Raw genomic sequence first — 19,775 nt, 5'->3', positions numbered from 1 at the left:
GAGGAAACGACTCAAATGGATTTTAATTTCACTGAAGAACAGGGAATGCTTCGCGACAGCCTCGCGAAGATGATCCGCGACCAGTACGACTTCGAAAACCGTCGCAAGGTCGTGGCTTCAGCCGATGGCTGGCGCAAGGACATGTGGATGCAGTTCGCTGAGCTTGGTCTGATGATGGCGCCGTTCAGCGAAGAAGACGGCGGCCTCGGTGGCGGCCCAATCGACGCCATGGTCGTCATGGAAGAGTTCGGCAAGGGCCTCGTGGTCGAGCCGTACGTGCCGAGCGTTGTTTGTGGTGGTGGCTTCATCAAGCGCGGCACGGATGCGCAGAAGGAAGAATACCTCACCGGCATCATGTCGGGCGAAACGATCTTCGCCTTCGCCTATGCTGAACCGCGTGGCCGTTACAACCTGGCTGACCTTGAAACCACTGCCAAGAAAGACGGCGAAGGCTTCGTTATCAACGGGCACAAGGCTGTGGTCATCGGTGCGCCGTGGGCAACTCACCTGATCGTCACCGCTCGCACCTCCGGCGGACGCCGCGATGCAAACGGTGTGACGGTGTTCGTGGTCGAGAAAACGGCACCGGGTGTGTCCACTCGTGACTACCCGACGGTCGATGGCCGCCGCGCTTCGGAAGTCTACTTCGAAAACGTTGCTGTCGGTCCAGAAGCCGTTATTGGCGAAGTCGACAATGGCTTGCCGCTGATCGAACTCGTTTCGGACGAAGCCATCGCCGCACTCTGCGCCGAGGCATGCGGTGCAATGAAAGTTGCCCACGAGATGACGGTCGAATACTCGCGCCAGCGTAAACAGTTCGGCACGCCGATCGGCAAGTTCCAGGTGCTGCAGCACCGCATGGTCGACATGTTCATGGAATACGAGCAGTCGGTCTCCATGACCTACATGGCCACGCTGAAGCTGGGCGATGATGAAGTCACCCGCAAGAAAGCGGCCTCGGCTGCCAAGGTGCGTATTGGTCAGGGTGGCCGCTTCGTCGGCCAGCAGTCGATCCAGATCCACGGCGGCATGGGCATGACGGACGAGCTGGCTGTCGGACACTACTTCAAGCGCCTGACCATGATCGACTCCGAGTTCGGTAATGTCGATCACCACCTGAAGCGTTACACCGATCTTTCTGCTGCCGACGTTCCGGTAGCCGCTGAGTAATCGGCCATCCATCAGGACAAACCGCCCCGGAACGCAAATTCCGGGGCGGTTTTCTTTTGTGGCATTCTCCGGTACCGCGCATTCAAGGCGGCAGGCTTTTTGCTTTATTGTCGTTGAGCCTGCGGGCAGGAGCGAAAAATGCCAGTCTCAAGTAACTCTTCTCGCAGAAAACTGCTTGTTGCCTCGGCGACGTACAAGCGCAACGAATTGCTCGATGGCTTGTTGAAAAGCCTGCGAGACGTACAAATTCCTGACGGGGTTGATGTCGAGTTTCTCATTATCGACAATGAGACAAGTGGAGGTGCGCGGCCCGTCGTAGAGAAGTGGCAAAGCCAGTTCGAAGTTCCACTGCATTACGAAATTGAAGAGGCCCCCGGGGTGACTCATGTGCGTAACCGGGCGCTGGCCGCCGCGGCGGAATTCGATTTCCTCGCGTTCATTGATGATGACGAGTTTGCTTCCCCTGAATGGCTTGTCGCGCTCGTTGAACGTTATGACGCCCGTCCATCCGCAGCCGTATTCGGTCCGGTGCAGTCTGTTTATTCGGCAATAGCTCCGGAATGGATCCGCGATTGGGGTGTACATGGTACGCCGATGGAAACAGATGAAGATCAAACCAAGCCTGGTGCGACCTGCAATTGCCTTATCGAGATGAAAACCGTTTCCGAGCTGAGCCTGACATTTGAGCCGCGCATGTCCCTGTTAGGCGGAGAAGATACTCTGTTCTTCACACGGATGCTGGATGCCGGACGGCGACTGACGCGGGCGAAAGACGCTTTGGTTTATGAACATGTTCCAGATAGCCGGGCGAATTCTCGCTGGCTGATGCGCCGCTGGTACCGGACAGGGATCAGCGATGCCTTGATTGCGGGACGGAACGTCTCACCCTTCTTGTCGCGTCTGCGGGCGCTCTTCCATGGTGTCGCACGCGTTGTTGTGGGTGCTGTTCTCGTTGCGCTCGTCTGGCTCGTCACGCTTGGCAGAAACCCACGTAAGGTGTTGGAACGCTGTTACACAGTCTGCCGAGGTGCGGGCATGATCTCGTTTGCGACCGGCCGGATGTATGAGGAATACGGCAGGGCGAGTTAGCGGACGTCCACTGTATTATCTTCTGTCTTCGGCGTACCGGGTGAGAACTTCAGACCCAGCTGACCGCTGCGGCGCCAGACGACCTCACAGGCCAGCTGGATGTCGTTTGTTCCGCCTAATGGCGAAACGGCCAGTATTGCCGGGCCTAGTGGAACTTCATTATCCGGGCAGGAAAGGCTTGCACCTGCGGCGGACCAATCGATCATCGCGGCATGAATCCAGGTCCTGTATCCATTGGGCCTTAGGCGAGTGCTACGGATTGTGCGGTGCCGGCGGTAACCCCGCCGGGGATCAAGAGCTGTCATGGTAAATCCAGGGTTCTGTTGTTGTCTCTATGCACAACGGAACCAAATGGTTCGGAAAAAAATCAGTCGAGTTCCGACAGTCGGCTGACGACTTCTTCCGCGATGGCGAGAGAACTGGTCAGGCCAGGGGATTCAATTCCGAACAAATGGACCAGTCCGGCATGACCGTGATGTTCGGGACCATCGATACGAAAATCAGCTGCTTGTTCACCAGGTGATGAGAGCTTTGGGCGGCAACCGGAATAATCCGCAGCAATCGCGCCGTCGGGCAATCCCGGCCAGTATTGGCGAACGGCATCGTAGAAATCATCGGCCCGGCTGAGGTCGACAGTGAAGTCGATCCGGTCCGGATCATCATGTTCGAGCCATTCTACATCGGGGCCGAAGCGCATGCGGCCGCCGAGGTCCAGCGTAATGTGAACGCCAAGACCGCCTTCCACGGGTGCCGGATAGATCAGTCGCTGGAACGCCGGCCTGGCAAGGCAGCTGAAATAATTGCCCTTGGCGAGCGTGAAGAAAGGGATGAGATCGGGATGGTAACCCTTCATCTGCCGGGCAACCCGCACGGCGTGCAGGCCGGCGCTGTTTATTAGAATCCGTGTGACGATGTCGGCCGGTTCTGTACCACCCACGCCCAGAAGGAATCGTCCATCTGGCAGGATTTCTGCTGTCTCAACTGGCGCGCCGACGACGACCGAACCGCCATGATCTTCAAGGTCGCCCTGGAGCGAGAGCATGTAGCCGTGACTGTCGAGTATGCCGGTTTCTTCGGACAGAACTGCGGCCGAGCAGGTCAGGTTCGGCTCCAGCGCCATGGCTTCTGACCCTGTCAGAAAACGGAGCCCTTCCACGTCATTCCGTATTCCCTGATCGAAAAGCGCCTGCATGCGCGGTATCTGTGCGTCAGTCGTTCCCACGATCAGCTTGCCTGTTTTGCGGTGGGGAACGCCGCGCTCCGCCAACCACTGATACAGCCGCCGACGGCCAGCTACGCATAGCTGATGGCGCAGGGATCCGGTTGGATAATACAGCCCGGCATGAATGACTTCGCTGTTGCGGGCCGAGGTGCCAGTTCCGATACTGAGTGCACTTTCCAGAACCAGTGTTTCTTTACCGGCACGGGCCAAAGCCGCGCCGCAGGCAAGCCCGACCGCACCAGCTCCGATTACGATGGCTTCGGTTTCTATCAATGGCGCTGTACCTTGGTGCCGAAGGCTGGCGCGCTCCGGTCCTGTTTTGCTATCTTGTGTTGTATTTCATGCATATTGAAGACCAATTCAGCGCCAATCCGGCGCAAGTTTCATTGTGAAACGATACGTACTGTCAGTACTGGAAACCAAATCCAAACCACTTGCCCCGAATTTGCATATTGTGCCCGTTGAGAACAGGTAAGTCAGAACTTATGCCGGCAGAGCCCGCCTCAAATACGTATGACGAGACAAAGGTCGCGATCATTATTCCGCTTTACAACGATGAAGCGAATATTGCGCGCGCGTTGGAAAGTGCGGTTGCGCAGAAACCGCCTGAAGGGATTCGATTCGAGATACTGGTCGTAGATGACGGGTCGCAGGACGCCGGTCCGGAGATTGCCGAGGACTATGCCCGTCGATTCGACAATGTGACCTTTCTGAAAATGGTGCAGAACGGCGGCCCGGCGGCTGCTAGAAACCGGGCTTTGCGGGAAACGGATGCGGGCTGGTTCACGCCCTTCGACAGCGATGACTTCATGTTACCGGAACGGGTTGAATCATTGCTGGAGAAAGCGCGCGAAGGCGGATTTGATATTGTTGCCGACAATCTGTTGATAAGCTCAACCAGCGCGCCGGAGACTGTAACCCGACACTTGTGGCCTGAGAAACCACCGGGGGACGTCCCGCTGACCGCAGAATTGTTTGTTAATCGTTCCTACGCGGTCGAGATGGAGCGCTCGGAACTTGGTTTTCTTAAACCACTGATCCGGCGCGGTGCGGCGGCGGCGGGATCCGAGCCCTACAAATCGGACATTCGGTTCGGCGAAGACTTCGAGCTGTATGCGCGTTTGCTGGTCGGCGGCGCAAGGGCTGTCCTGACGGATCCGATGGGATATGTTTTCGTGGTTCGGGACGGATCGGCATCTCACAGACAAGGCGCAAGTGACCACCGGAAGCTGGCTCTTATGGGGCGCAATTTCCTCAAGTGTGAAGGGCTCGCCCCGGCCGAGCGCGCCGCGTTTGCCGGCTATACACGGTATTGCGAGAAGGAATGGGCTGCCTGGACAGCGATTGCGGCCGTACGTGCCAAGAACCCGATCGGACTCTTGAGAGCTTTCATGATTTCTGTCCCCGCAAGCCTTCATGTCGCAGGCAATCTGCTTAAGGCGGTCGGAAACAAGATTAGCGGAAACGGCGGTCCGGCCAGGCATTCAGCCTGACGCAATCGTCCTCCGGGCGCAGGGAAACCGTCTTGAGGCGTTTTCGACGAGCCACACGAACTGTGTTCGGGGCATTCTGTCTCAAAATTAGTCACCTGCCGGGACAAAGTTAATTTTGTGAGTTTGAAGCGACGCCGCTTGAAAAGGTACGCGCAACAGGGGAGGTTGGCAGGAAAACTCGCCGAAACGGCTAGTTCTCGTGTATCTAAAGGTTAACAGCCTCCTGAAACCTTGCAGGTCAATGGTATGACACTTGCAAAATGATTGAGGTAAACGGCGAACAGAGCGGTCATCCGGCGCAATTTGTGAGGGAACTCAGACACATGAACCACGTAAAAAAACTTTGCCTTCTCACGGTTGCAGGTGGCAGCCTCGTTGCGGGAACCGCGATGGCGCAGGGGCAAGGGGCTGACAATTACTACAGCAGAAACAAGTACGAAGCCGTAAAAGATCGCCGCCAGCCGGAGTTCGATCCGGAGCCTCTTCGTCTTGGTACCTTCCTGGTGGATGCGACCGCAGTCCTCGGTGCGACCTACAATTCGAATGTCTATGCACAGGACACCAACGAAGAATCTGACGTCATCGTCCGCATTGGCGGCGAGGCAGTGGGGCGGACGGATTGGAATGTCCATCAGGTCGGTTTCGACGTATCCGCGTATCAGAACGAATATCTCGACCTGTCAGACGAATCCGCGCCGTCACTTTATGCTGGCGTGAATGGCCGGCTCGATGTGACTCGGGATTTCTCGCTTGGTGCACGCGCATTTGCCGATCAATCGGTGCTGCAACGCTATGATCCGGCTGGACTCGGCGGACTGGAAAAGCCGATCGAGTACACCGCCGCTGGCGCAGAAGTGAGTGCCAATTACGCGAATGACCGGTTTCGTTGGGCCAATGCGGTTGGCGTTCGAGACTACAATTATAAAGACGGTCGTATCATTGGGTCTGGTGCCGTGTCGGATCAGGATTTCCGTGACAACGAAGATACCTACGCTCGCTCACGCCTGACATACGCGGTGTCACCTGACCTGGCGGTATTCGTTCAGGGAACGGCTCACGACACTTCTTTTGATACCACGCAAATTATTGGCGGCTTGCCGCGCAGCCGTGATTCCAAAGGATATACGATCGCTGCTGGTGTGGATTTTGAGCTTCAGTCCCTGATCCGCGGTGATGTTGCGCTCGGCTATCTCAATGAAGACAAGAAAGACAACTATTTCTCGGATGTGGATGGTGTTTCTGTCGATGGTCGGATTCAGTGGTTCCCGTCACGCCTGACGACAGTGACCTTCACGGGCAGCCGGCGCGTTTCGGACACTGGTATCTTTGAAGCGCCGAGTGCGCTCGCGACGAATTACGGTGCTGAAATTGATCATGAGCTTCGCCGGAATCTCATCTTGTCAGCGCAGGTCACTTTCTCCGACTTCGACTATCAGGAAATCGACCGCACTGACGAGATCACAAACTATCGTGTGGCGGCGACTTACAAGATGAACAAGCGTCTCCACATCGATGCCTTTGCACGGCACCTGGACTGGGATTCCAACGGAGCAAACGTCGCATTCGTGCCATCGTATGGAATCGACATGGTCGGCGTCGAGTTTCGTTTCCACCCCTAAGCAATTGCGGACTAATCCGCGCCTTCAGCTCACTCCAATCATCGGTACAGTGTTTTGACTAAGAGTTTCAGCTTCGAACTACCTTCACAGATGACCGGCCATGATGCGCCGGCCGGTGAGGACACATCCTTTGACCTGAAGTCTCTGGTCGGCATTGTTTATCGCCGGTTCTGGCTGATCATGACCGGTTTTCTGGTCGTGTTTCTGGCAGTTGCCTACATCACGTTCACAGCGACACCGATCTACAAGGCGTCGACGACAATTCAGCTGGGCGCCAACCAGGAAAACGTTATCGATCTTGGAAGTGTGTTGGGCGGTATTGTTGCCAACACTGCGGTCATTGATACCGAAGTGATGGTGATCAGCTCCAAGTCCCTTCTGACCAAAGTTGCGGAGCGTCAGAAACTCATCGAGGACCCGGAATTCAACTGGACCCTCGTTGAGCACAAACCGGGCCTGATCGATGGTTTGACAAGACCCATCAAGAAAAGCCTTGGTATGCGGACGGAGCGGGTTGACCCATATGCAGGCCTCAGCGCTGAAGAGCGTGAAGCCGCCATCATGTCCTCGGTGGTCCAGGCACTGACGAACCGGGTCAGCGTATCTCGTGTGGGAACAACCTACCTGCTGACTGTTACTGTCGTGTCGACGTCCCCTGAGACGGCAGCTCGATTGGCGAACGCCGTTGCAGACCAATACCGCGTGCAGCAGTTGGATACGAAGCTGGATGCAACCCGCCGCGCCACGGAATGGTTGGGTGAACGAGTTTCCGGTCTGCGCGATGAAGTGGCGGAAAAGGAAAACCGCGTGGAGCTGTATCGGGCACAGAATGGCCTGGACACTGCGATGGGTACCACGTTGGCGGAACAAAAAATTGCCGACCTGACCAAGCAGAAAACTCAGCTCGATTTCGATCTAAGCCAAGCCCGGGCCCGTTATGAGAACATGCGCCGGCAGATCGATTCCGGTGCCGGTGTTGATGGCATCAGTGAAGTGCTCGATTCTCCATTGATTTCCCGTCTCAAGGAACAGCTTTCTACACTGCGTGGGCGTGTGGCAGAACTGGAGACAAAACTCGGTCCTCAGCACCCTGAACTGATTGGCGCCCGGAACGAGGTGCGTGACGTCGAGCGTCAATTGACGGGGGAAGTGAACCGTATTGCTGGTAACCTTGAAAGCGAGGTCAAGGCGAAACAGGACCAGGTCAATGCGATCCAGGCCCGTATCAATCAAGCCAACGCCCAACTGCGCGACAACTCCATCGCGAGCGTCCGGCTGCGTGAGCTTGAACGTGATGCAGAAACCAGCCGAGTACTCTACGAAGAATTCATTGCGCGTTCCAAAGAGACCAGTGTTCAGGACGATCTCGTCCAGGCTGACGCAGTTATTCTGTCTGCGGCCTCCGTGCCAAACAGTCCGGCCGCGCCAAAGAAGCGGCTGAACCTGCTGATCGGAGCCATCCTTGGCGCAGCGATTGGTGCGGCGATGGCGATCATCGCAGAGATGTTCGATGCTAAAATCAGTTCGACGGAAGACATTGAACGCAAGCTTGGTGTGTCTGCCATTGGTTCCGTGCCGCTGATCCGGGCTTCCAGCCTGTTCGGCCTTGGCCAGACGAACCCTGCGGACTACCTGGTGGAAAATCCACTATCAGCGTACGCGGAAAGTGTTCGCTATCTCAGGGCCGCAATCGCGTTCTCGGACCTTGATAGCGAGACCAAGACGGTGGCGATTACCTCGTCCCTGCCAGATGAAGGCAAGACCAGTCTCACGCTGAGCCTCGGTCGCATGTCAGCTATGTCCGGTTCGCGCACGATTGTGATCGACGGTGACTTTCGCCGGCGACAATTGACGGAAGCGGCAGGCATGTCGCCGGAGATCGGGTTTATCGAACATCTGTTTGGCGCCGGTCAGCTATCGGATGCGATCCAGAAGGACAGCAAGACGATGCTGGATGTCCTTCCGCTATCCCAGTCCGGCCATACGCCGCATGATGTCTTTGGTACCCGCGCCTTTGATGATTTGCTTTCCCGCCTGCGGTCGATGTACGACCTGATCCTGATCGATACGGGCCCGCTGCTTCTAATGGCCGAGGCCCGCGTGGTTGCAGGTAAGGTTGATAAAACGATCCTGATGGTGCGCTGGCGTCATTCGACCCGCGCTGCCGTGAAGCAATCGCTGAACCTGCTGCGCTCGTTCAATGCGGACGTACTCGGCGCAACGCTCAATATGGTTGACCTGAACCGCCGTCGTCATCACCGAGACCCAGGTGCCAGCTACAAAGCCTACCGCAAATACTACCAGATGGAGAGCAAGAAGTCCGTGTTCGGCTTTGACCTCAATGGTGCTGGTAAACGGAAAAAAGGCGGAAATCGGCCTGTGGCCATGCAAACGCCTCCGGAGAAGGCCAAGGGCACGAAAGAAGAAGAAGTCCCTGTGGGATTTGAATAAACCGGCACGAAGCGAGACGGTTCCATGTCAGGAAATGCGCGGATCGCGAAACCATCCATGGAGCGCGAGGCCGTGAAGGGCTCGCGGCCGTTGCGTGTCGCATATTTCGGCCATGACGCTGGTGACGCCGCGATCCGACGCCGCGTGCGGGGATTCGAAGACGATGGCGTAACCGTCACGGGTTTCATGATGCGCCGTGGCGATGTTCAGCCGACAGAGTGGAAGAATATCGATCTCGGCCTGACGGCAGACGGCGCGTTCCTTCAGAGGATTCGGCAGGTCTTTTCCGGGGCTGCAATAGCAGCTGCGCAAATGGAAGACCTGGCAAAGGCGGATGTTATTGTTGCGCGCAATCTGGATATGCTCGCGTGCGCTTTCCTGGCCAAGCATAAGGCGGGACTTGATACCCCGGTGATTTACGAGTCACTGGACATACACCGTCTCTTGTGCCGGCAGGATCTGATCGGCAAGGCACTGCGCCGGCTGGAACGCAGTCTTCTACGGCGAACAATAGGCCTGATCGTCAGTTCACCTGCATTCCTGCGAAACCATTTCGAGCGATATTATCCAGGTCAGTACCGGGCCTTTCTCGTAGAGAACCGCCTCGCAGCGGGAGCAGAGTACGGGCCACGGCCGGTTCCTGAAGCGCCTGCGGCTGACCGGCCAATGCGCCTCGGGTGGGTTGGTGTCCTGCGGTGCCAACGTTCTTTCGATATGCTCTGCGGTCTGGCAGACCAGTTTCCGGATACGCTGGAAATCCACCTTTATGGGGTTCCGGCCAGGCGCGAAATCCCGGTGTTTGAGCCGGAAGTCTCAAAACATCCAAACATGGTCTATCATGGGCGCTACAAGTCACCGGAAGACCTGTCGGAATTGTATGGTCATCTCGATTTGGTTTGGGCAGGGGATTTCATGGAGGCGGGCTTCAATTCCGTCTGGTTGCTGCCAAATCGCATCTACGAAGGCGGATACTATTGTGTTCCCGGTATTGCCCCCGTTGGGACCGAAACCGCTCAATGGATCTCCCGGCATCGAGGCGGTTTTGAAGTTGCTGAGCCACTTGAAACGACACTGCCATCACTGATTTCCCGCCTCGCGAATGAGCCGAGCGGGATTTTCGCCTGCGCCGGTGCCCTTGCGAAGTGTCCTGTGGAAGATTTTGTTCAACCGCCGGGCTTTTTGTCAGACCTTCTTGGTGAAGTTCTTTCGGAAGGGGCGGCGGAATGAATTTCATATCTCGCAAAATGAAAGTGAGTGATCAGACGACTTTGGTATGGGCCAAGGTCTTCTCCGATGAACAGAACTCACCAATATGGCTCCAGGCGCTTGCTACCGGCTGGTTCTTTTCCACCTACATCGAATTTCCCGGCGTTACCGCGGCTCGATATCTGTTGGTTTTAGCCATTTTAGGCTTAGTAGCGATTAAGAGCGCCGTAGTCTTTCCAACGATTATCAGGGCGTGGCCGCTGTTCATGCTGCCAGCTTTCGGTTTGTCCTCGATTCTTTGGTCTCCGTATCCATCGGAAGCACTCAAGCTGGCAGCCTATTACATTCTGACTCCATTGATGATGGTGACGATTGTGTCATTGATGGATGCCCGCAGGGTTATGCGGTGTCTGATGTTCGCAGGATGGATTGCAGCCTTCATGGTGCTGAAGGAATTCCAGAACATTCAGTATGGCGGACCGTATCCATCCAAGAATTATGTCGCCTTGCAGATGAACTTTATGATGCTGCTTTCTCTGGCGGCTGCATTGAACAAAAAGGAACTTGTATGGGTCCGGGTTGCCGCCATTCCTTTTATTCTCATGGGGGCGGTTTTTGTCTATTCGGCCAATTCTGCGACCAATCTCGTGGCCGGGGCCGGAGGAATTGTCGGAATGTTGGCTCTGAGGTTCCTCTGGATCGATATGGGGCGGGTCAAGTATGCGCGTAGCCTTTTGCTATCGGCGGGTATCGTTCTTATCCTTGTCGTTGCCACGATCGCACTGGCGATGCCGGAAGAAGATTTTCTAGGGGACTTTCTTCAGGCTGTCGGCAAGGATTCTACCTTTAGCGGTCGGAAAGCGATCTGGGCTGCTGGGCGCGTGATTCAGGACCAGCATCCGATTACGGGCACTGGCCTCGCAGGGTTTTGGCAGTACGACAATGGTGCTGCACAATCGATCAACTTCTATGACTTCAAGCCCTACGGAACAAAATTGTCGTTCCATAACGCTTACATGGAAGTGCGTGTTCATCTGGGTTATGTCGGTTGGACTCTCTTCATCGCCACCTGGATGTGGCAAGCTCAGAACGCAATTCGCAATTGGTTATCCTCTAAAGACCTCGAAGCGACGGCCTTGTTGCTACTGTTGGGGATCGTCTTCGTGATGAGTTTCACAGAATCGACTCCATGGGGCGTGTTTAACACTCCAGTCAATGTTATGATTCTGGCATCGATTTCGGCCTTCACCGCGGGACGTCGAAAGTTCGAAGGATACATTCCGGTCCGTGTGACGGGATCCGATGCGAACAAGTACGTTCGTAAGCGCACCTGAAACGCAAGAATGTATGGCTGCACGAGGATTTCCTATAGCGGCGTAAGCCTCCCGTAACCGGCATTCAACTACTAAGGGTCGGCCGGCGATGTCGCGTATTTGATCCGGTGACGAATTGGCTTGAACATTGCAGGAATTCGCGGGGCAAGAGAGCAGGAGCATGCGGTCCGAAATGAGAGACAAAGTATTTCTGTTCTACGACGGTTATGAGCGGACAGCAGATGAAGCGCTCGGTCCGATGTTGAAGGGCGAGGTCCGCAGACACGCAAGGTATGCGTGGAGGAAGCTGCGCGGCCGGCAAGTCAGAACAGGATTCTATACTTGGTTCTTCATGCTCAAAGAAGCGCTTGAGACCGCAGGTGTCGAAGTTCACGTTAACAATTTCAGATTGGCGCGGAAGTATCCCGATCAGCCAATCGGCGTTCTTGGCTACCCCAGTGTAATCCCGAAAGTCGACGCACTGCCGAACCCAAGATTATTGGGGCCGGGGCTTTACGACATTCCCAATGAAAGCACCGCTCTGCTTTCAGACCCAAGAAACAAAGTCTACCTGCAAACGTGTGAGTGGACCAGGAACATGTTTGAGCCGATGTGGGGCGACAAACTCGCTCTCTGGTTCGGCGGCTTCGATATTACAAGGTTCCCGGACTCTGCCCGCAGTCCCAAGACTTTCGATGTACTCATCTACGACAAAATCTACTTTGATCGGGAGGCAAATTATTCTCGTTTGATTGCGCCGCTCATAGAGCGTCTGGAGCGCGAGGGATTGACTTACACAGTCATCCGCTACGGTGAATATGCTTATGACGACTATATCGACAAATTGAAGCGAAGCCGTTCTATGGCTTTTTTCGCGCACTCAGAAACTCAAGGTATGGCGTATCAGGAATGTCTGGCGATGAATGTGCCGGTTTTTGCCTGGGATGAGGGCATCTGGCCCAATCCGAAGGCAGCGGAAGTGTCGGATGAACCTGTTCCGTGTACCTCTACGCCATATTTCGACTCGCGTTGCGGACTGCATTTTAAGGCAGAGAACCTCGAGACAAAGTGGATTGATTTCTGGTCGGCCCGGGAGAATTTCAATCCCCGAAAATTTGTCGAAGAGACGTTGAACTTTGAGAATTCTGCAAAGAATTACTTGCAAGCTTATGCGCGGGCCGGAATGGCAGGCGCGGATCAGTCAACTGAATATGCTTAAAGGCGATTGAAAATGGACTTTACTTTGGAACGACAGGTGCTCGTCACCGGCGGCGCTGGCTTTCTCGGTTCGCACCTCTGCGATCGTCTGATTGAACGTGGGGAAGATGTGGTTTGCCTTGATAACTTCTTCACTGGGGCAAAACGGAATGTTCAGCATCTGCTCGACCACCCGAATTTCGAATTGATGCGTCACGATGTGACTTTCCCACTCTATATTGAAGTTGACGCGATCTATAATCTGGCTTGTCCGGCTTCCCCGATTCATTATCAGCACGATCCCGTGGCGACGACCAAGACCAGTGTGCATGGCGCGATCAACATGCTCGGACTGGCTAAACGCCTGGGGGCTCCCATTTTTCAGGCTTCGACTTCGGAAGTCTATGGGGATCCTATCGTACATCCGCAGACAGAGGAATACTGGGGGAACGTGAACCCGATTGGACCGCGGTCCTGTTATGACGAGGGGAAGCGCTGCGCTGAAACGCTCTTCTTTGATTACCATCGCCAACATGGGTTGGAAATCAAGGTCGCCCGGATCTTCAATACCTATGGTCCCCGCATGCATCCGAGAGATGGCCGGGTCGTCTCGAACTTCATTGTCCAGGCGCTGAAGGGAGAGGACATCACGATTTACGGAGATGGCGACCAGACGCGGTCGTTCTGCTACGTCGATGATCTGATCGACGGTTTTCTGCGCCTCATGAGTACGCCCAAGGAAACAACAGGTCCGATCAATATCGGGAATCCAAAAGAATTCACCATTCGGGAGCTTGCCGAGACTGTTATTGATCTGACCGGGACATCCTCCAAGCTTATCAGTCTGCCGCTGCCGGCGGACGATCCCAAACAGCGTCAGCCAGATATCTCAAAGGCGGTTGAGCAGCTGGGCTGGAAGCCGAAGGTTGAGCTTCGTGAGGGTCTGACGAAGACAATCGCCTACTTTGATGATCTCCTGAGAGAGACCAAAGAACTGGTTTAGTCTGACAGACAGACTGCAACTTGCGTTACGGCTTGAGGCAGAAAAACATTTTGTGAGGGCCTCACCCAATCGGGTGGGGCCCTTTTCGCTGACAATCCAGCCTTGTGAGGTCCGGTCTTTGGTATCGTCTCGGCTTCGGTGGCGAACCTTTCTCAGGGAGTGGCAAAGGTTAAGGATATGACAACCACAACAGGCACTCCTTGTGGCCCCATTCCTGACAAGGTTGGAACCATAACTTCTGTCATGAGTTTCGTGGAAGGAGCGGATTTAACGCGCTTTTAAGAGTTTGAGGGACTGATACGTGCTGATGAGCAATGCCAGTTCTTCTGTGCCAGGGAGCAGACCTGTGGTCGATATTGCGAATGCCACCATTGCGCATCGCGGCTGGGACGCCGGTATCCAGACCGAGAAGGAAACCTATGACAAATGGCCTGTCTGGGCACGTCTCCTGATCATCGTTGGATTGAGCGCTCTGCTGTGGGCAGGCATTATCAGCTCAGCGGTCGCATTGTTCGGTTAAGATTGTAAAAGCCACCCAAAACAAAGAGCCCCGGTGATCGCACCGGGGCTCTTTGTTTATGAGCGAGAAGTTTGTCGCTGGGGGATTAACGAGCGCCGCGCGACATCAGAACGGCTGGCACCGTGCGCAGCATGATCATGATATCGCTGACAAAGGTGCGGGTGCGGGCGTATTTGGCGTCCAGCTGTACGCGCTCTTCGTAAGTGGTGTCGCTGCGGCCTTCGACCTGCCACAGGCCGGTCAGGCCCGGGCGGACAGCGCAGTAGTCCCTGTAGAACTCGCCATATTTGGCAATCTCGTTTTCAACGATCGGGCGCGGACCGACCAGCGACATGTCTCCACGAAGGATATTCACGAGCTGTGGCAATTCATCGATCGACGTCTTGCGGATGAAATGACCCAGTGGCGTGATGCGCGGATCGTTCACGAGTTTCTGCGTCGCTTCCCATTCGGCGCGGGCTGCAGGATCGGTCGCCAGGATCTCCCGAAGGCGGTCATCGGCATTTGCGACCATGGAGCGGAGTTTGAAACATTTGAAGGTGCGCCCGTTCCGACCGTAACGCTTCTGGGCGTAAACGGCGGGGCCACCATCCTGCATGCGAATGAGGATGCCCACGACAAGCAGGAGCGGGAATACAAACACAAGCGCGACGCTCGCGATGATGATGTCGAGAATACGTTTGGCACTCGTATTCTCCTGATACTCTGCGCGATCGAGGCGCGTCGAAGAGTATGCGGCCGTTTCCGCGTGACGTGATTGATTTGTTAGTCTCAGACCCATAACTGTCCCCGGAACTCTACCGAACGGCGTAAGAAATCTTCCCGGAATTCCTCACGCCCAAGCCAACAATCGTTAACTTTGAGAGCAAGGAAACCTTTATTTCATTTGGGGACGTTTGCAATCTGTATACCGGGATTAGCCCAAATATTTGAGGGTTTTTCCCGAAATTCGCCTGCTAGGCGAAGTATTTTTCAAGTAATCGGCAGGCAGCGGGCATTTGTTAATCACAACGCGTCGTTTTCGGGGCTTTGAGGGATTCGCGTGTGCCAGAACGTGTCACGTGCGTGCCAATTCGATACGAAAAAAAAAGCGGCAGTGCCATTGAGCACTGCCGCTTTGATTCGGGGTGTGGTCTGTCGCCAGAGCGATCAGAAGACGCGGTCTTTAATGCGAATTGTGTCGCCAGGCTGAACCATGGTTGACGTGGTCAGTTCAATTGCCTGCTCTTCGTGCGAGTTGACGCTCTTGATGTACACGACGTTTTTCTTGGCGCGGTAGGTCCAACCACCAGCGGCGGCAACGGCATTCACGACAGTCAGTCCGGACGTGTATGGATACTCTCCAGGACGGTTTACTTCGCCGAGAATATAGTAGGGACGATAGTTGATGACTTCTGCGCTGACCCGCGGGTTCAGGACGTAGTCACCTTCCAGCATCTCCACGATGCGCTTCTCGAGTTGCGGTGTGGTGAGGCCAAGGGCTTCGACCTGGCCGATCAGCGGCATGGAGATGGAGCCAGTGCCATCGACTTCAAACTGGCCGGAGAGGTCAGGCTGGCCGAATACTGTGATCCGGAGCTGGTCTCCGTTGCCAAGCGTGTAGGCGCTTATTGCCTGCTGCTGCACCACGCGTTCTCCAGAAACGGGGCTTGGTGCGGAAGGGACCGCGGATTCACAGGCGGCAACAACCAGAAGCAGGCTGCCCAGAACGGCTGTGACGAGGGGGCGCAGGAAATTCATCGTCTCTTTTCTCCCAGATTAGGCGTGTCTGCTGCTTAGCAAGACCTATTCCAGAGTTTCAGGTGGAAATGAAGGAAACTTCATCCCTGAACAGCCGAACAGCAGAAAGTTTCCCGCTGATGAACGCACCGGTATCAAGGCCAATCCGCCGATCGTCGCGAAATACGTCGTCGGTCGGCGTGTGGCCATGCACGACAACCTGAGGAAACTGTTCCTCCGCGTCCAGGAACTCTTCACGGATCCACAGCATGTCCCGCACGGTCTGGTTTTCGAGCATTTCTCCCGGGCGCAGGCCAGCATGCACGAACAGGTAGTCTCCGGTCACATAGTAGTGCTGGAGGTTCTGGTAGAATTTCAGATGTTGCTCAGGCAGGCGATTGCGGAACTCGGTCCAGACTTTGTCCCAGGCGCGCTGATACGCTTGCATGGCGTCATGGGACTGCATCGCAGCGCGAGCATTTTGAGGTGGCTGCAGGCCATATGAATACAGTGTCTCGGCGCCGCCATAGCGTACCCATTGTTTCCCGAAATTGACGTCATTGAGAAACCGTAGCAGCGCCTCCTCGTGATTTCCCATCAGGAAGACCCGTTCGAATGCCTTCATCCGGTCGCTGATGAGGAAGTCTATCACGTCTTTGGATTGAAGGCCGCGATCGATGTAATCTCCAAGAAATACAAGGACTCTTTTCGTGCCTTCTGGCAGGGATTGGGAATCTTCGTCAATTTGTTCGACGAGCTTTTCAAGAAGGTCTCGCCGACCATGAACATCTCCGATTGCGTAGACGCATTGTCCATCAGGAGCGGCAGACTGGCGTGTGACGGCAACCGGTGTTTGTTCCTGCGCCTCCTCCTCCACCTGAGGGGACGTGAGACCGATGCCCCGGCGGATGCGCGCGCGCAAAGATGTCGCTGATCGGGTCAGGTTGCTGATCCGTTGCAGGAAACTTTGCCGGGTCTGGTCGGTCATTTTGCTCATCTGGGTGTAAGTATTAACAACTACTTATAACGACTTCTGGTCTGAAACCAATCGATGCGGGCGATTCAGCGCCGGGTTCCAGCTATCGCTTCATTAAGAAAACCCGCCGCCCAGCTCATGTGCATGGTGCCCGAAATCAGGCCGGCGAGGAGACCGCACGGAGACCTTTTCCAGACTGCGACGGCCATCGAAGCGGCCGCCAGGACGCCGATGTAACCAAGTGGCAGAATGAGGGCGGGCAGGAAAACGGGTGACGCCAAGAAGCCCCCAGCGCTCGCCAGAAGGGCGAAGATGGGAAGCGCCTGACGGATCTTGAGACGCTGGCCATGCTTGCGAACGTTGCGGGCACGGCCTTTACCATAATTGAAGTATTGCTTCGCCAGGCGGCCAACCGAACCGCGCGGGATGTAGCGGATGCGGATATCAGAATCGAGGAAGATTTTACCGCCTGCCTGAACCACGCGTTCATCATATTCGGCGTCCTCGTTGTGGGAGAAGGTCTCATCATATCCGCCGATCTGGCGGTACATATTGATGTTGAAGCCGGGATGGTGCCCATGGTCGACATAGCCGGATGTCTTGCCTCCGCGATGAACAGAACCTCCGGAACCAAGCGGCGTATCAACGATCCAGGCATTGGCACGTTCGAAACACGTATCACCAACCGCATCCATTGGGATGACGACTGAAGCCGCACCGGTGGCCTCGAGCGCTTTTGCGACGGATAGGATAAAATCAGCAGGGTAAATCGAGTGCGCGTCGCATCGGACAACGTACTGCGTAACTGGTGTGCTTGCGTCCAGAACAGCCAGATTCATGGCGGCCGCCTGCAATCTTTTCGGATTGTGGATCAGCTGCAGGTTCGGGAATTCCGATTTCAGGTGCTCGACGATCTCAACGGTTTTGTCGGTACTGCCGCCATCGGCCACGACCAGCGGGATGTCGCGAAGCCGGGCATCGCCCCGCATCAGCGAGCGAATGCAGGTCTCGATATGGCGTTCTTCGTTAAGCGTTGGAATTACAGCCAGAATCGAGGCGGGCGCCGGTTCCGGCGCTTCGTTTTGTTCGATTTCAGCCATTGCATGCGCACCCATGGCGACCTCTGATGAATGTTTTCACCTGTGAAGGGAGCAAATTCCATTCCAGACGGCTGAAGGGAAGCTGAGGCGATGGCATCCCTAACGTCAATCTTGCCGCGCTGGCCGAACCCCATATGGTGGGACAAAACAGGAGGAATTGGGAAACATGATCGGCGTCGTAGCAAAACTAACCATCCAGTCTGGCAAAGAGTCGGAATTCGAACAGGTCGGCAAGGACCTGATGGCAAAGGTGAAGGCAAATGAGCCTGGCTGCCTGACCTACCAGCTCTACAAGTCGAAGAAAGAACCGAACGTCTATATCTTCATGGAACAATATGCTTCCGAAGAGGCGTTGAAATCCCACGGGCAGACCGAATATTTCAAGGCTGCCGGCCCAGCGCTGGGTGCGTGTCTCGCTGGAGCTCCTGACGTCCAGTATTTCGATATCGTCGAATAGGGGACGGGCGGCCATGGATCTCTCGCTCTCGCCCGCCGACCTGAAATTCCAGAAAGAGGTGCGCGACTGGATTGACGTCAATTTTGACGCTGACCTGCGCGCCCGGATGGCACTGTCCAAGAATGGCTATGTCGACAAGGCAAGCCAGGTGGCCTGGCAGAAGAAGCTGGCATCCAACGGATGGATCGCGCCGAACTGGCCGAAGCAATATGGCGGACCGGGCCTCTCGGCGACCGAGCGCTACATTCTGCATTCCGAACTGTCCGGCGCCGGCACGCCGAATGTCGCGCCGTTTGGCGTGTCCATGGTCGCGCCGGTCATCATGGCCTTTGGCAGCGAGGAGCAGAAGAAGAAGCACCTGCCGCCGATCCTCGCGTCTGACCTCTGGTGGTGCCAGGGGTATTCTGAACCGGGCTCGGGGTCCGATCTGGCCTCGCTGCAGATGAGTGCGGTCCGCGACGGCGACGATTATGTGCTGAATGGCTCCAAGATATGGACGACGCTGGCCCAGTGGGCCGACATGATCTTCTGCCTGGTACGCACCTCGAAAACGGGAAAGCCGCAGGAAGGGATCAGCTTTATCGTGTTCCCGATGACCTCGCCGGGTATTACCATCCGGCCATTGCCGACGCTGGACGGCCCGGCTGAGGGTCAGCACGAGATCAACCAGGTCTTCTTCGAGAACGTCCGTGTGCCCATCAAGGACGCCCTCATCGGCGAGGAGAACAAGGGCTGGACCTATGCCAAGTACCTGCTGGAATTCGAGCGCGGCAACGCTTATGCGCCGGGGCTGCGCCACATGCTGCGCAAGGCCCGAAAGGTCGCCTCGAAGGAAATCGCCGGAGGGGCGCCGGTGATCCGCGATCCGGATTTTGCCCGCAAGCTGGCCCAGCTGGAGATCCGGATCGATATGCTGGACGCGACCGAGCGGCGGGTGCTGTCGTCCCTGTCGGCTGGTCAGAATGTCGGGCCGGAAAGCTCGATGCTGAAATGTGCCGGGTCTGAAGCACAGCAGGCGATCACCGAACTGGCGCTTGAGGCAGCAGGGTTCTACGCCGCGCCGTTCGTGCAGGACACGATCGCCCTGCTGGAGGCCGGCGGCAATGAAACCTGTCCGACACCTCAGCACGGCCTGGTCGCAGCGCCGAACTATTTCAACTATCGCAAAACGTCCATCTATGCCGGTTCCAACGAAATTCAGCGGAACATCATGGCCAAGATGGTTCTGGGGCTTTAGCGG

At 55.9% G+C, this 19,775-nt stretch carries 19 protein-coding genes; 12 read left to right on the top strand and 7 right to left on the bottom strand.

Annotated elements, in window-relative coordinates:
• Positions 1 to 15 precede the first annotated feature (15 nt).
• Together HY26_RS01190 and HY26_RS01185 are read left to right on the top strand one after the other, a co-directional pair.
• Positions 16 to 1,170 (top strand): acyl-CoA dehydrogenase family protein, encoded by a 1,155-nt coding sequence (locus HY26_RS01190; protein ID WP_034762983.1) that lies wholly within the window; start codon positions 16 to 18, stop codon positions 1,168 to 1,170.
• 138 nt (positions 1,171 to 1,308) lie between these two features.
• On the top strand, positions 1,309 to 2,259 hold the full coding sequence (locus HY26_RS01185; RefSeq protein WP_034762980.1) for a glycosyltransferase family 2 protein: 951 nt from the start codon (positions 1,309 to 1,311) through the stop codon (positions 2,257 to 2,259).
• Here the strand turns inward: HY26_RS01185 and HY26_RS01180 are convergent.
• On the bottom strand, positions 2,256 to 2,564 hold the full coding sequence (locus HY26_RS01180; RefSeq protein ID WP_081812967.1) for a PilZ domain-containing protein: 309 nt from the start codon (positions 2,562 to 2,564) through the stop codon (positions 2,256 to 2,258). The two genes, HY26_RS01185 and HY26_RS01180, sit on opposite strands and share 4 nt — an antisense overlap.
• A 62-nt stretch (positions 2,565 to 2,626) precedes the next feature.
• Positions 2,627 to 3,754 (bottom strand): NAD(P)/FAD-dependent oxidoreductase, encoded by a 1,128-nt coding sequence (locus tag HY26_RS01175; RefSeq protein WP_034762975.1) that lies wholly within the window; start codon positions 3,752 to 3,754, stop codon positions 2,627 to 2,629.
• A gap of 212 nt (positions 3,755 to 3,966) precedes the next feature.
• Between HY26_RS01175 and HY26_RS01170 the strand changes: the two genes are divergently transcribed.
• The 3 genes from HY26_RS01170 (at position 3,967) to HY26_RS01160 (ending at position 9,044) form a co-directional block, all read left to right on the top strand.
• The gene (locus HY26_RS01170; protein WP_051599670.1) at positions 3,967 to 4,974 is read left to right on the top strand and encodes a glycosyltransferase; all 1,008 of its coding nucleotides are present in this window, start codon (positions 3,967 to 3,969) and stop codon (positions 4,972 to 4,974) included.
• Positions 4,975 to 5,234: 260 nt separating this feature from the next.
• Positions 5,235 to 6,593, top strand: coding sequence for an outer membrane beta-barrel protein (locus HY26_RS01165; protein ID WP_081812966.1), 1,359 nt, complete (start codon positions 5,235 to 5,237; stop codon positions 6,591 to 6,593).
• A gap of 90 nt (positions 6,594 to 6,683) precedes the next feature.
• Positions 6,684 to 9,044: a polysaccharide biosynthesis tyrosine autokinase gene (locus HY26_RS01160; protein ID WP_051599668.1), complete on the top strand. Its 2,361-nt coding sequence runs from the start codon at positions 6,684 to 6,686 to the stop codon at positions 9,042 to 9,044.
• Between the two features lie 27 nt (positions 9,045 to 9,071).
• On the opposite strand, the gene HY26_RS18815 is transcribed toward HY26_RS01160, so the two are convergent.
• Positions 9,072 to 9,356, bottom strand: coding sequence for a hypothetical protein (locus tag HY26_RS18815; protein WP_146740151.1), 285 nt, complete (start codon positions 9,354 to 9,356; stop codon positions 9,072 to 9,074).
• Here HY26_RS18815 and HY26_RS01155 point away from each other — a divergent pair, their 5' ends adjacent.
• From HY26_RS01155 to HY26_RS18915, 5 genes are all read left to right on the top strand, one after another.
• Positions 9,357 to 10,271, top strand: a complete 915-nt coding sequence (locus HY26_RS01155; protein ID WP_146740150.1) for a glycosyltransferase family 4 protein — start codon at positions 9,357 to 9,359, stop codon at positions 10,269 to 10,271.
• Complete coding sequence (locus HY26_RS01150) at positions 10,268 to 11,584, top strand: O-antigen ligase (protein ID WP_034762969.1); 1,317 nt, start codon at positions 10,268 to 10,270, stop codon at positions 11,582 to 11,584. The genes HY26_RS01155 and HY26_RS01150 overlap by 4 nt, the downstream gene beginning before the upstream one ends.
• A 172-nt stretch (positions 11,585 to 11,756) precedes the next feature.
• Positions 11,757 to 12,782 carry a glycosyltransferase gene (locus HY26_RS01145; RefSeq protein ID WP_146740149.1) on the top strand — a complete coding sequence of 342 codons (1,026 nt, stop codon included), beginning with the start codon at positions 11,757 to 11,759 and terminating at the stop codon, positions 12,780 to 12,782.
• 12 nt (positions 12,783 to 12,794) lie between these two features.
• Positions 12,795 to 13,763, top strand: coding sequence for a UDP-glucuronic acid decarboxylase family protein (locus HY26_RS01140; protein ID WP_034762967.1), 969 nt, complete (start codon positions 12,795 to 12,797; stop codon positions 13,761 to 13,763).
• Between the two features lie 346 nt (positions 13,764 to 14,109).
• Positions 14,110 to 14,283 carry a hypothetical protein gene (locus tag HY26_RS18915; RefSeq protein WP_155843520.1) on the top strand — a complete coding sequence of 58 codons (174 nt, stop codon included), beginning with the start codon at positions 14,110 to 14,112 and terminating at the stop codon, positions 14,281 to 14,283.
• A gap of 85 nt (positions 14,284 to 14,368) precedes the next feature.
• Here HY26_RS18915 and HY26_RS01135 read toward each other — a convergent pair whose 3' ends face one another.
• The 4 genes from HY26_RS01135 to HY26_RS01120 form a co-directional block, all read right to left on the bottom strand.
• Positions 14,369 to 15,064 (bottom strand): sugar transferase, encoded by a 696-nt coding sequence (locus tag HY26_RS01135; RefSeq protein WP_081812965.1) that lies wholly within the window; start codon positions 15,062 to 15,064, stop codon positions 14,369 to 14,371.
• Between the two features lie 368 nt (positions 15,065 to 15,432).
• On the bottom strand, positions 15,433 to 16,023 hold the full coding sequence (locus tag HY26_RS01130; RefSeq protein ID WP_034762965.1) for a polysaccharide biosynthesis/export family protein: 591 nt from the start codon (positions 16,021 to 16,023) through the stop codon (positions 15,433 to 15,435).
• A 58-nt stretch (positions 16,024 to 16,081) separates the two neighbouring features.
• Positions 16,082 to 16,990: a metallophosphoesterase family protein gene (locus HY26_RS01125; RefSeq protein WP_051599661.1), complete on the bottom strand. Its 909-nt coding sequence runs from the start codon at positions 16,988 to 16,990 to the stop codon at positions 16,082 to 16,084.
• Between the two features lie 74 nt (positions 16,991 to 17,064).
• Positions 17,065 to 18,093 carry a glycosyltransferase family 2 protein gene (locus HY26_RS01120; RefSeq protein ID WP_112072758.1) on the bottom strand — a complete coding sequence of 343 codons (1,029 nt, stop codon included), beginning with the start codon at positions 18,091 to 18,093 and terminating at the stop codon, positions 17,065 to 17,067.
• Between the two features lie 151 nt (positions 18,094 to 18,244).
• Between HY26_RS01120 and HY26_RS01115 the strand changes: the two genes are divergently transcribed.
• Together HY26_RS01115 and HY26_RS01110 are read left to right on the top strand one after the other, a co-directional pair.
• A complete protein-coding gene (locus HY26_RS01115; protein ID WP_034762962.1) occupies positions 18,245 to 18,535 on the top strand; it encodes a putative quinol monooxygenase in 291 nt (96 codons plus the stop codon).
• A 13-nt stretch (positions 18,536 to 18,548) separates the two neighbouring features.
• Complete coding sequence (locus tag HY26_RS01110; RefSeq protein WP_034762959.1) at positions 18,549 to 19,772, top strand: acyl-CoA dehydrogenase family protein; 1,224 nt, start codon at positions 18,549 to 18,551, stop codon at positions 19,770 to 19,772.
• Positions 19,773 to 19,775 lie beyond the last annotated feature (3 nt).

Source organism: Hyphomonas sp. GM-8P (genome assembly GCF_003263315.1).
Classification (GTDB): Bacteria; Pseudomonadota; Alphaproteobacteria; order Caulobacterales; family Hyphomonadaceae; genus Hyphomonas.
Note: the sequence above shows the minus strand (reverse complement) of the source record. Positions and strands in the feature narration are given on the sequence as shown.

Bases quoted from the DNA above. Each gene is read 5' to 3' on its own strand.
- HY26_RS01190 (WP_034762983.1), top strand. From the start codon at position 16: ATGGATTTTAATTTCACTGAAGAACAGGGAATGCTTCGCGACAGCCTC.
- HY26_RS01185 (WP_034762980.1), top strand. From the start codon at position 1,309: ATGCCAGTCTCAAGTAACTCTTCTCGCAGAAAACTGCTTGTTGCCTCG.
- HY26_RS01180 (WP_081812967.1), bottom strand. From the start codon at position 2,564: ATGACAGCTCTTGATCCCCGGCGGGGTTACCGCCGGCACCGCACAATC.
- HY26_RS01170 (WP_051599670.1), top strand. From the start codon at position 3,967: ATGCCGGCAGAGCCCGCCTCAAATACGTATGACGAGACAAAGGTCGCG.
- HY26_RS01165 (WP_081812966.1), top strand. From the start codon at position 5,235: ATGATTGAGGTAAACGGCGAACAGAGCGGTCATCCGGCGCAATTTGTG.
- HY26_RS01160 (WP_051599668.1), top strand. From the start codon at position 6,684: ATGACCGGCCATGATGCGCCGGCCGGTGAGGACACATCCTTTGACCTG.
- HY26_RS01155 (WP_146740150.1), top strand. From the start codon at position 9,357: ATGGAAGACCTGGCAAAGGCGGATGTTATTGTTGCGCGCAATCTGGAT.
- HY26_RS01150 (WP_034762969.1), top strand. From the start codon at position 10,268: ATGAATTTCATATCTCGCAAAATGAAAGTGAGTGATCAGACGACTTTG.
- HY26_RS01145 (WP_146740149.1), top strand. From the start codon at position 11,757: ATGAGAGACAAAGTATTTCTGTTCTACGACGGTTATGAGCGGACAGCA.
- HY26_RS01140 (WP_034762967.1), top strand. From the start codon at position 12,795: ATGGACTTTACTTTGGAACGACAGGTGCTCGTCACCGGCGGCGCTGGC.
- HY26_RS01135 (WP_081812965.1), bottom strand. From the start codon at position 15,064: ATGGGTCTGAGACTAACAAATCAATCACGTCACGCGGAAACGGCCGCA.
- HY26_RS01130 (WP_034762965.1), bottom strand. From the start codon at position 16,023: ATGAATTTCCTGCGCCCCCTCGTCACAGCCGTTCTGGGCAGCCTGCTT.
- HY26_RS01125 (WP_051599661.1), bottom strand. From the start codon at position 16,990: ATGACCGACCAGACCCGGCAAAGTTTCCTGCAACGGATCAGCAACCTG.
- HY26_RS01120 (WP_112072758.1), bottom strand. From the start codon at position 18,093: ATGGGTGCGCATGCAATGGCTGAAATCGAACAAAACGAAGCGCCGGAA.
- HY26_RS01115 (WP_034762962.1), top strand. From the start codon at position 18,245: ATGATCGGCGTCGTAGCAAAACTAACCATCCAGTCTGGCAAAGAGTCG.
- HY26_RS01110 (WP_034762959.1), top strand. From the start codon at position 18,549: ATGGATCTCTCGCTCTCGCCCGCCGACCTGAAATTCCAGAAAGAGGTG.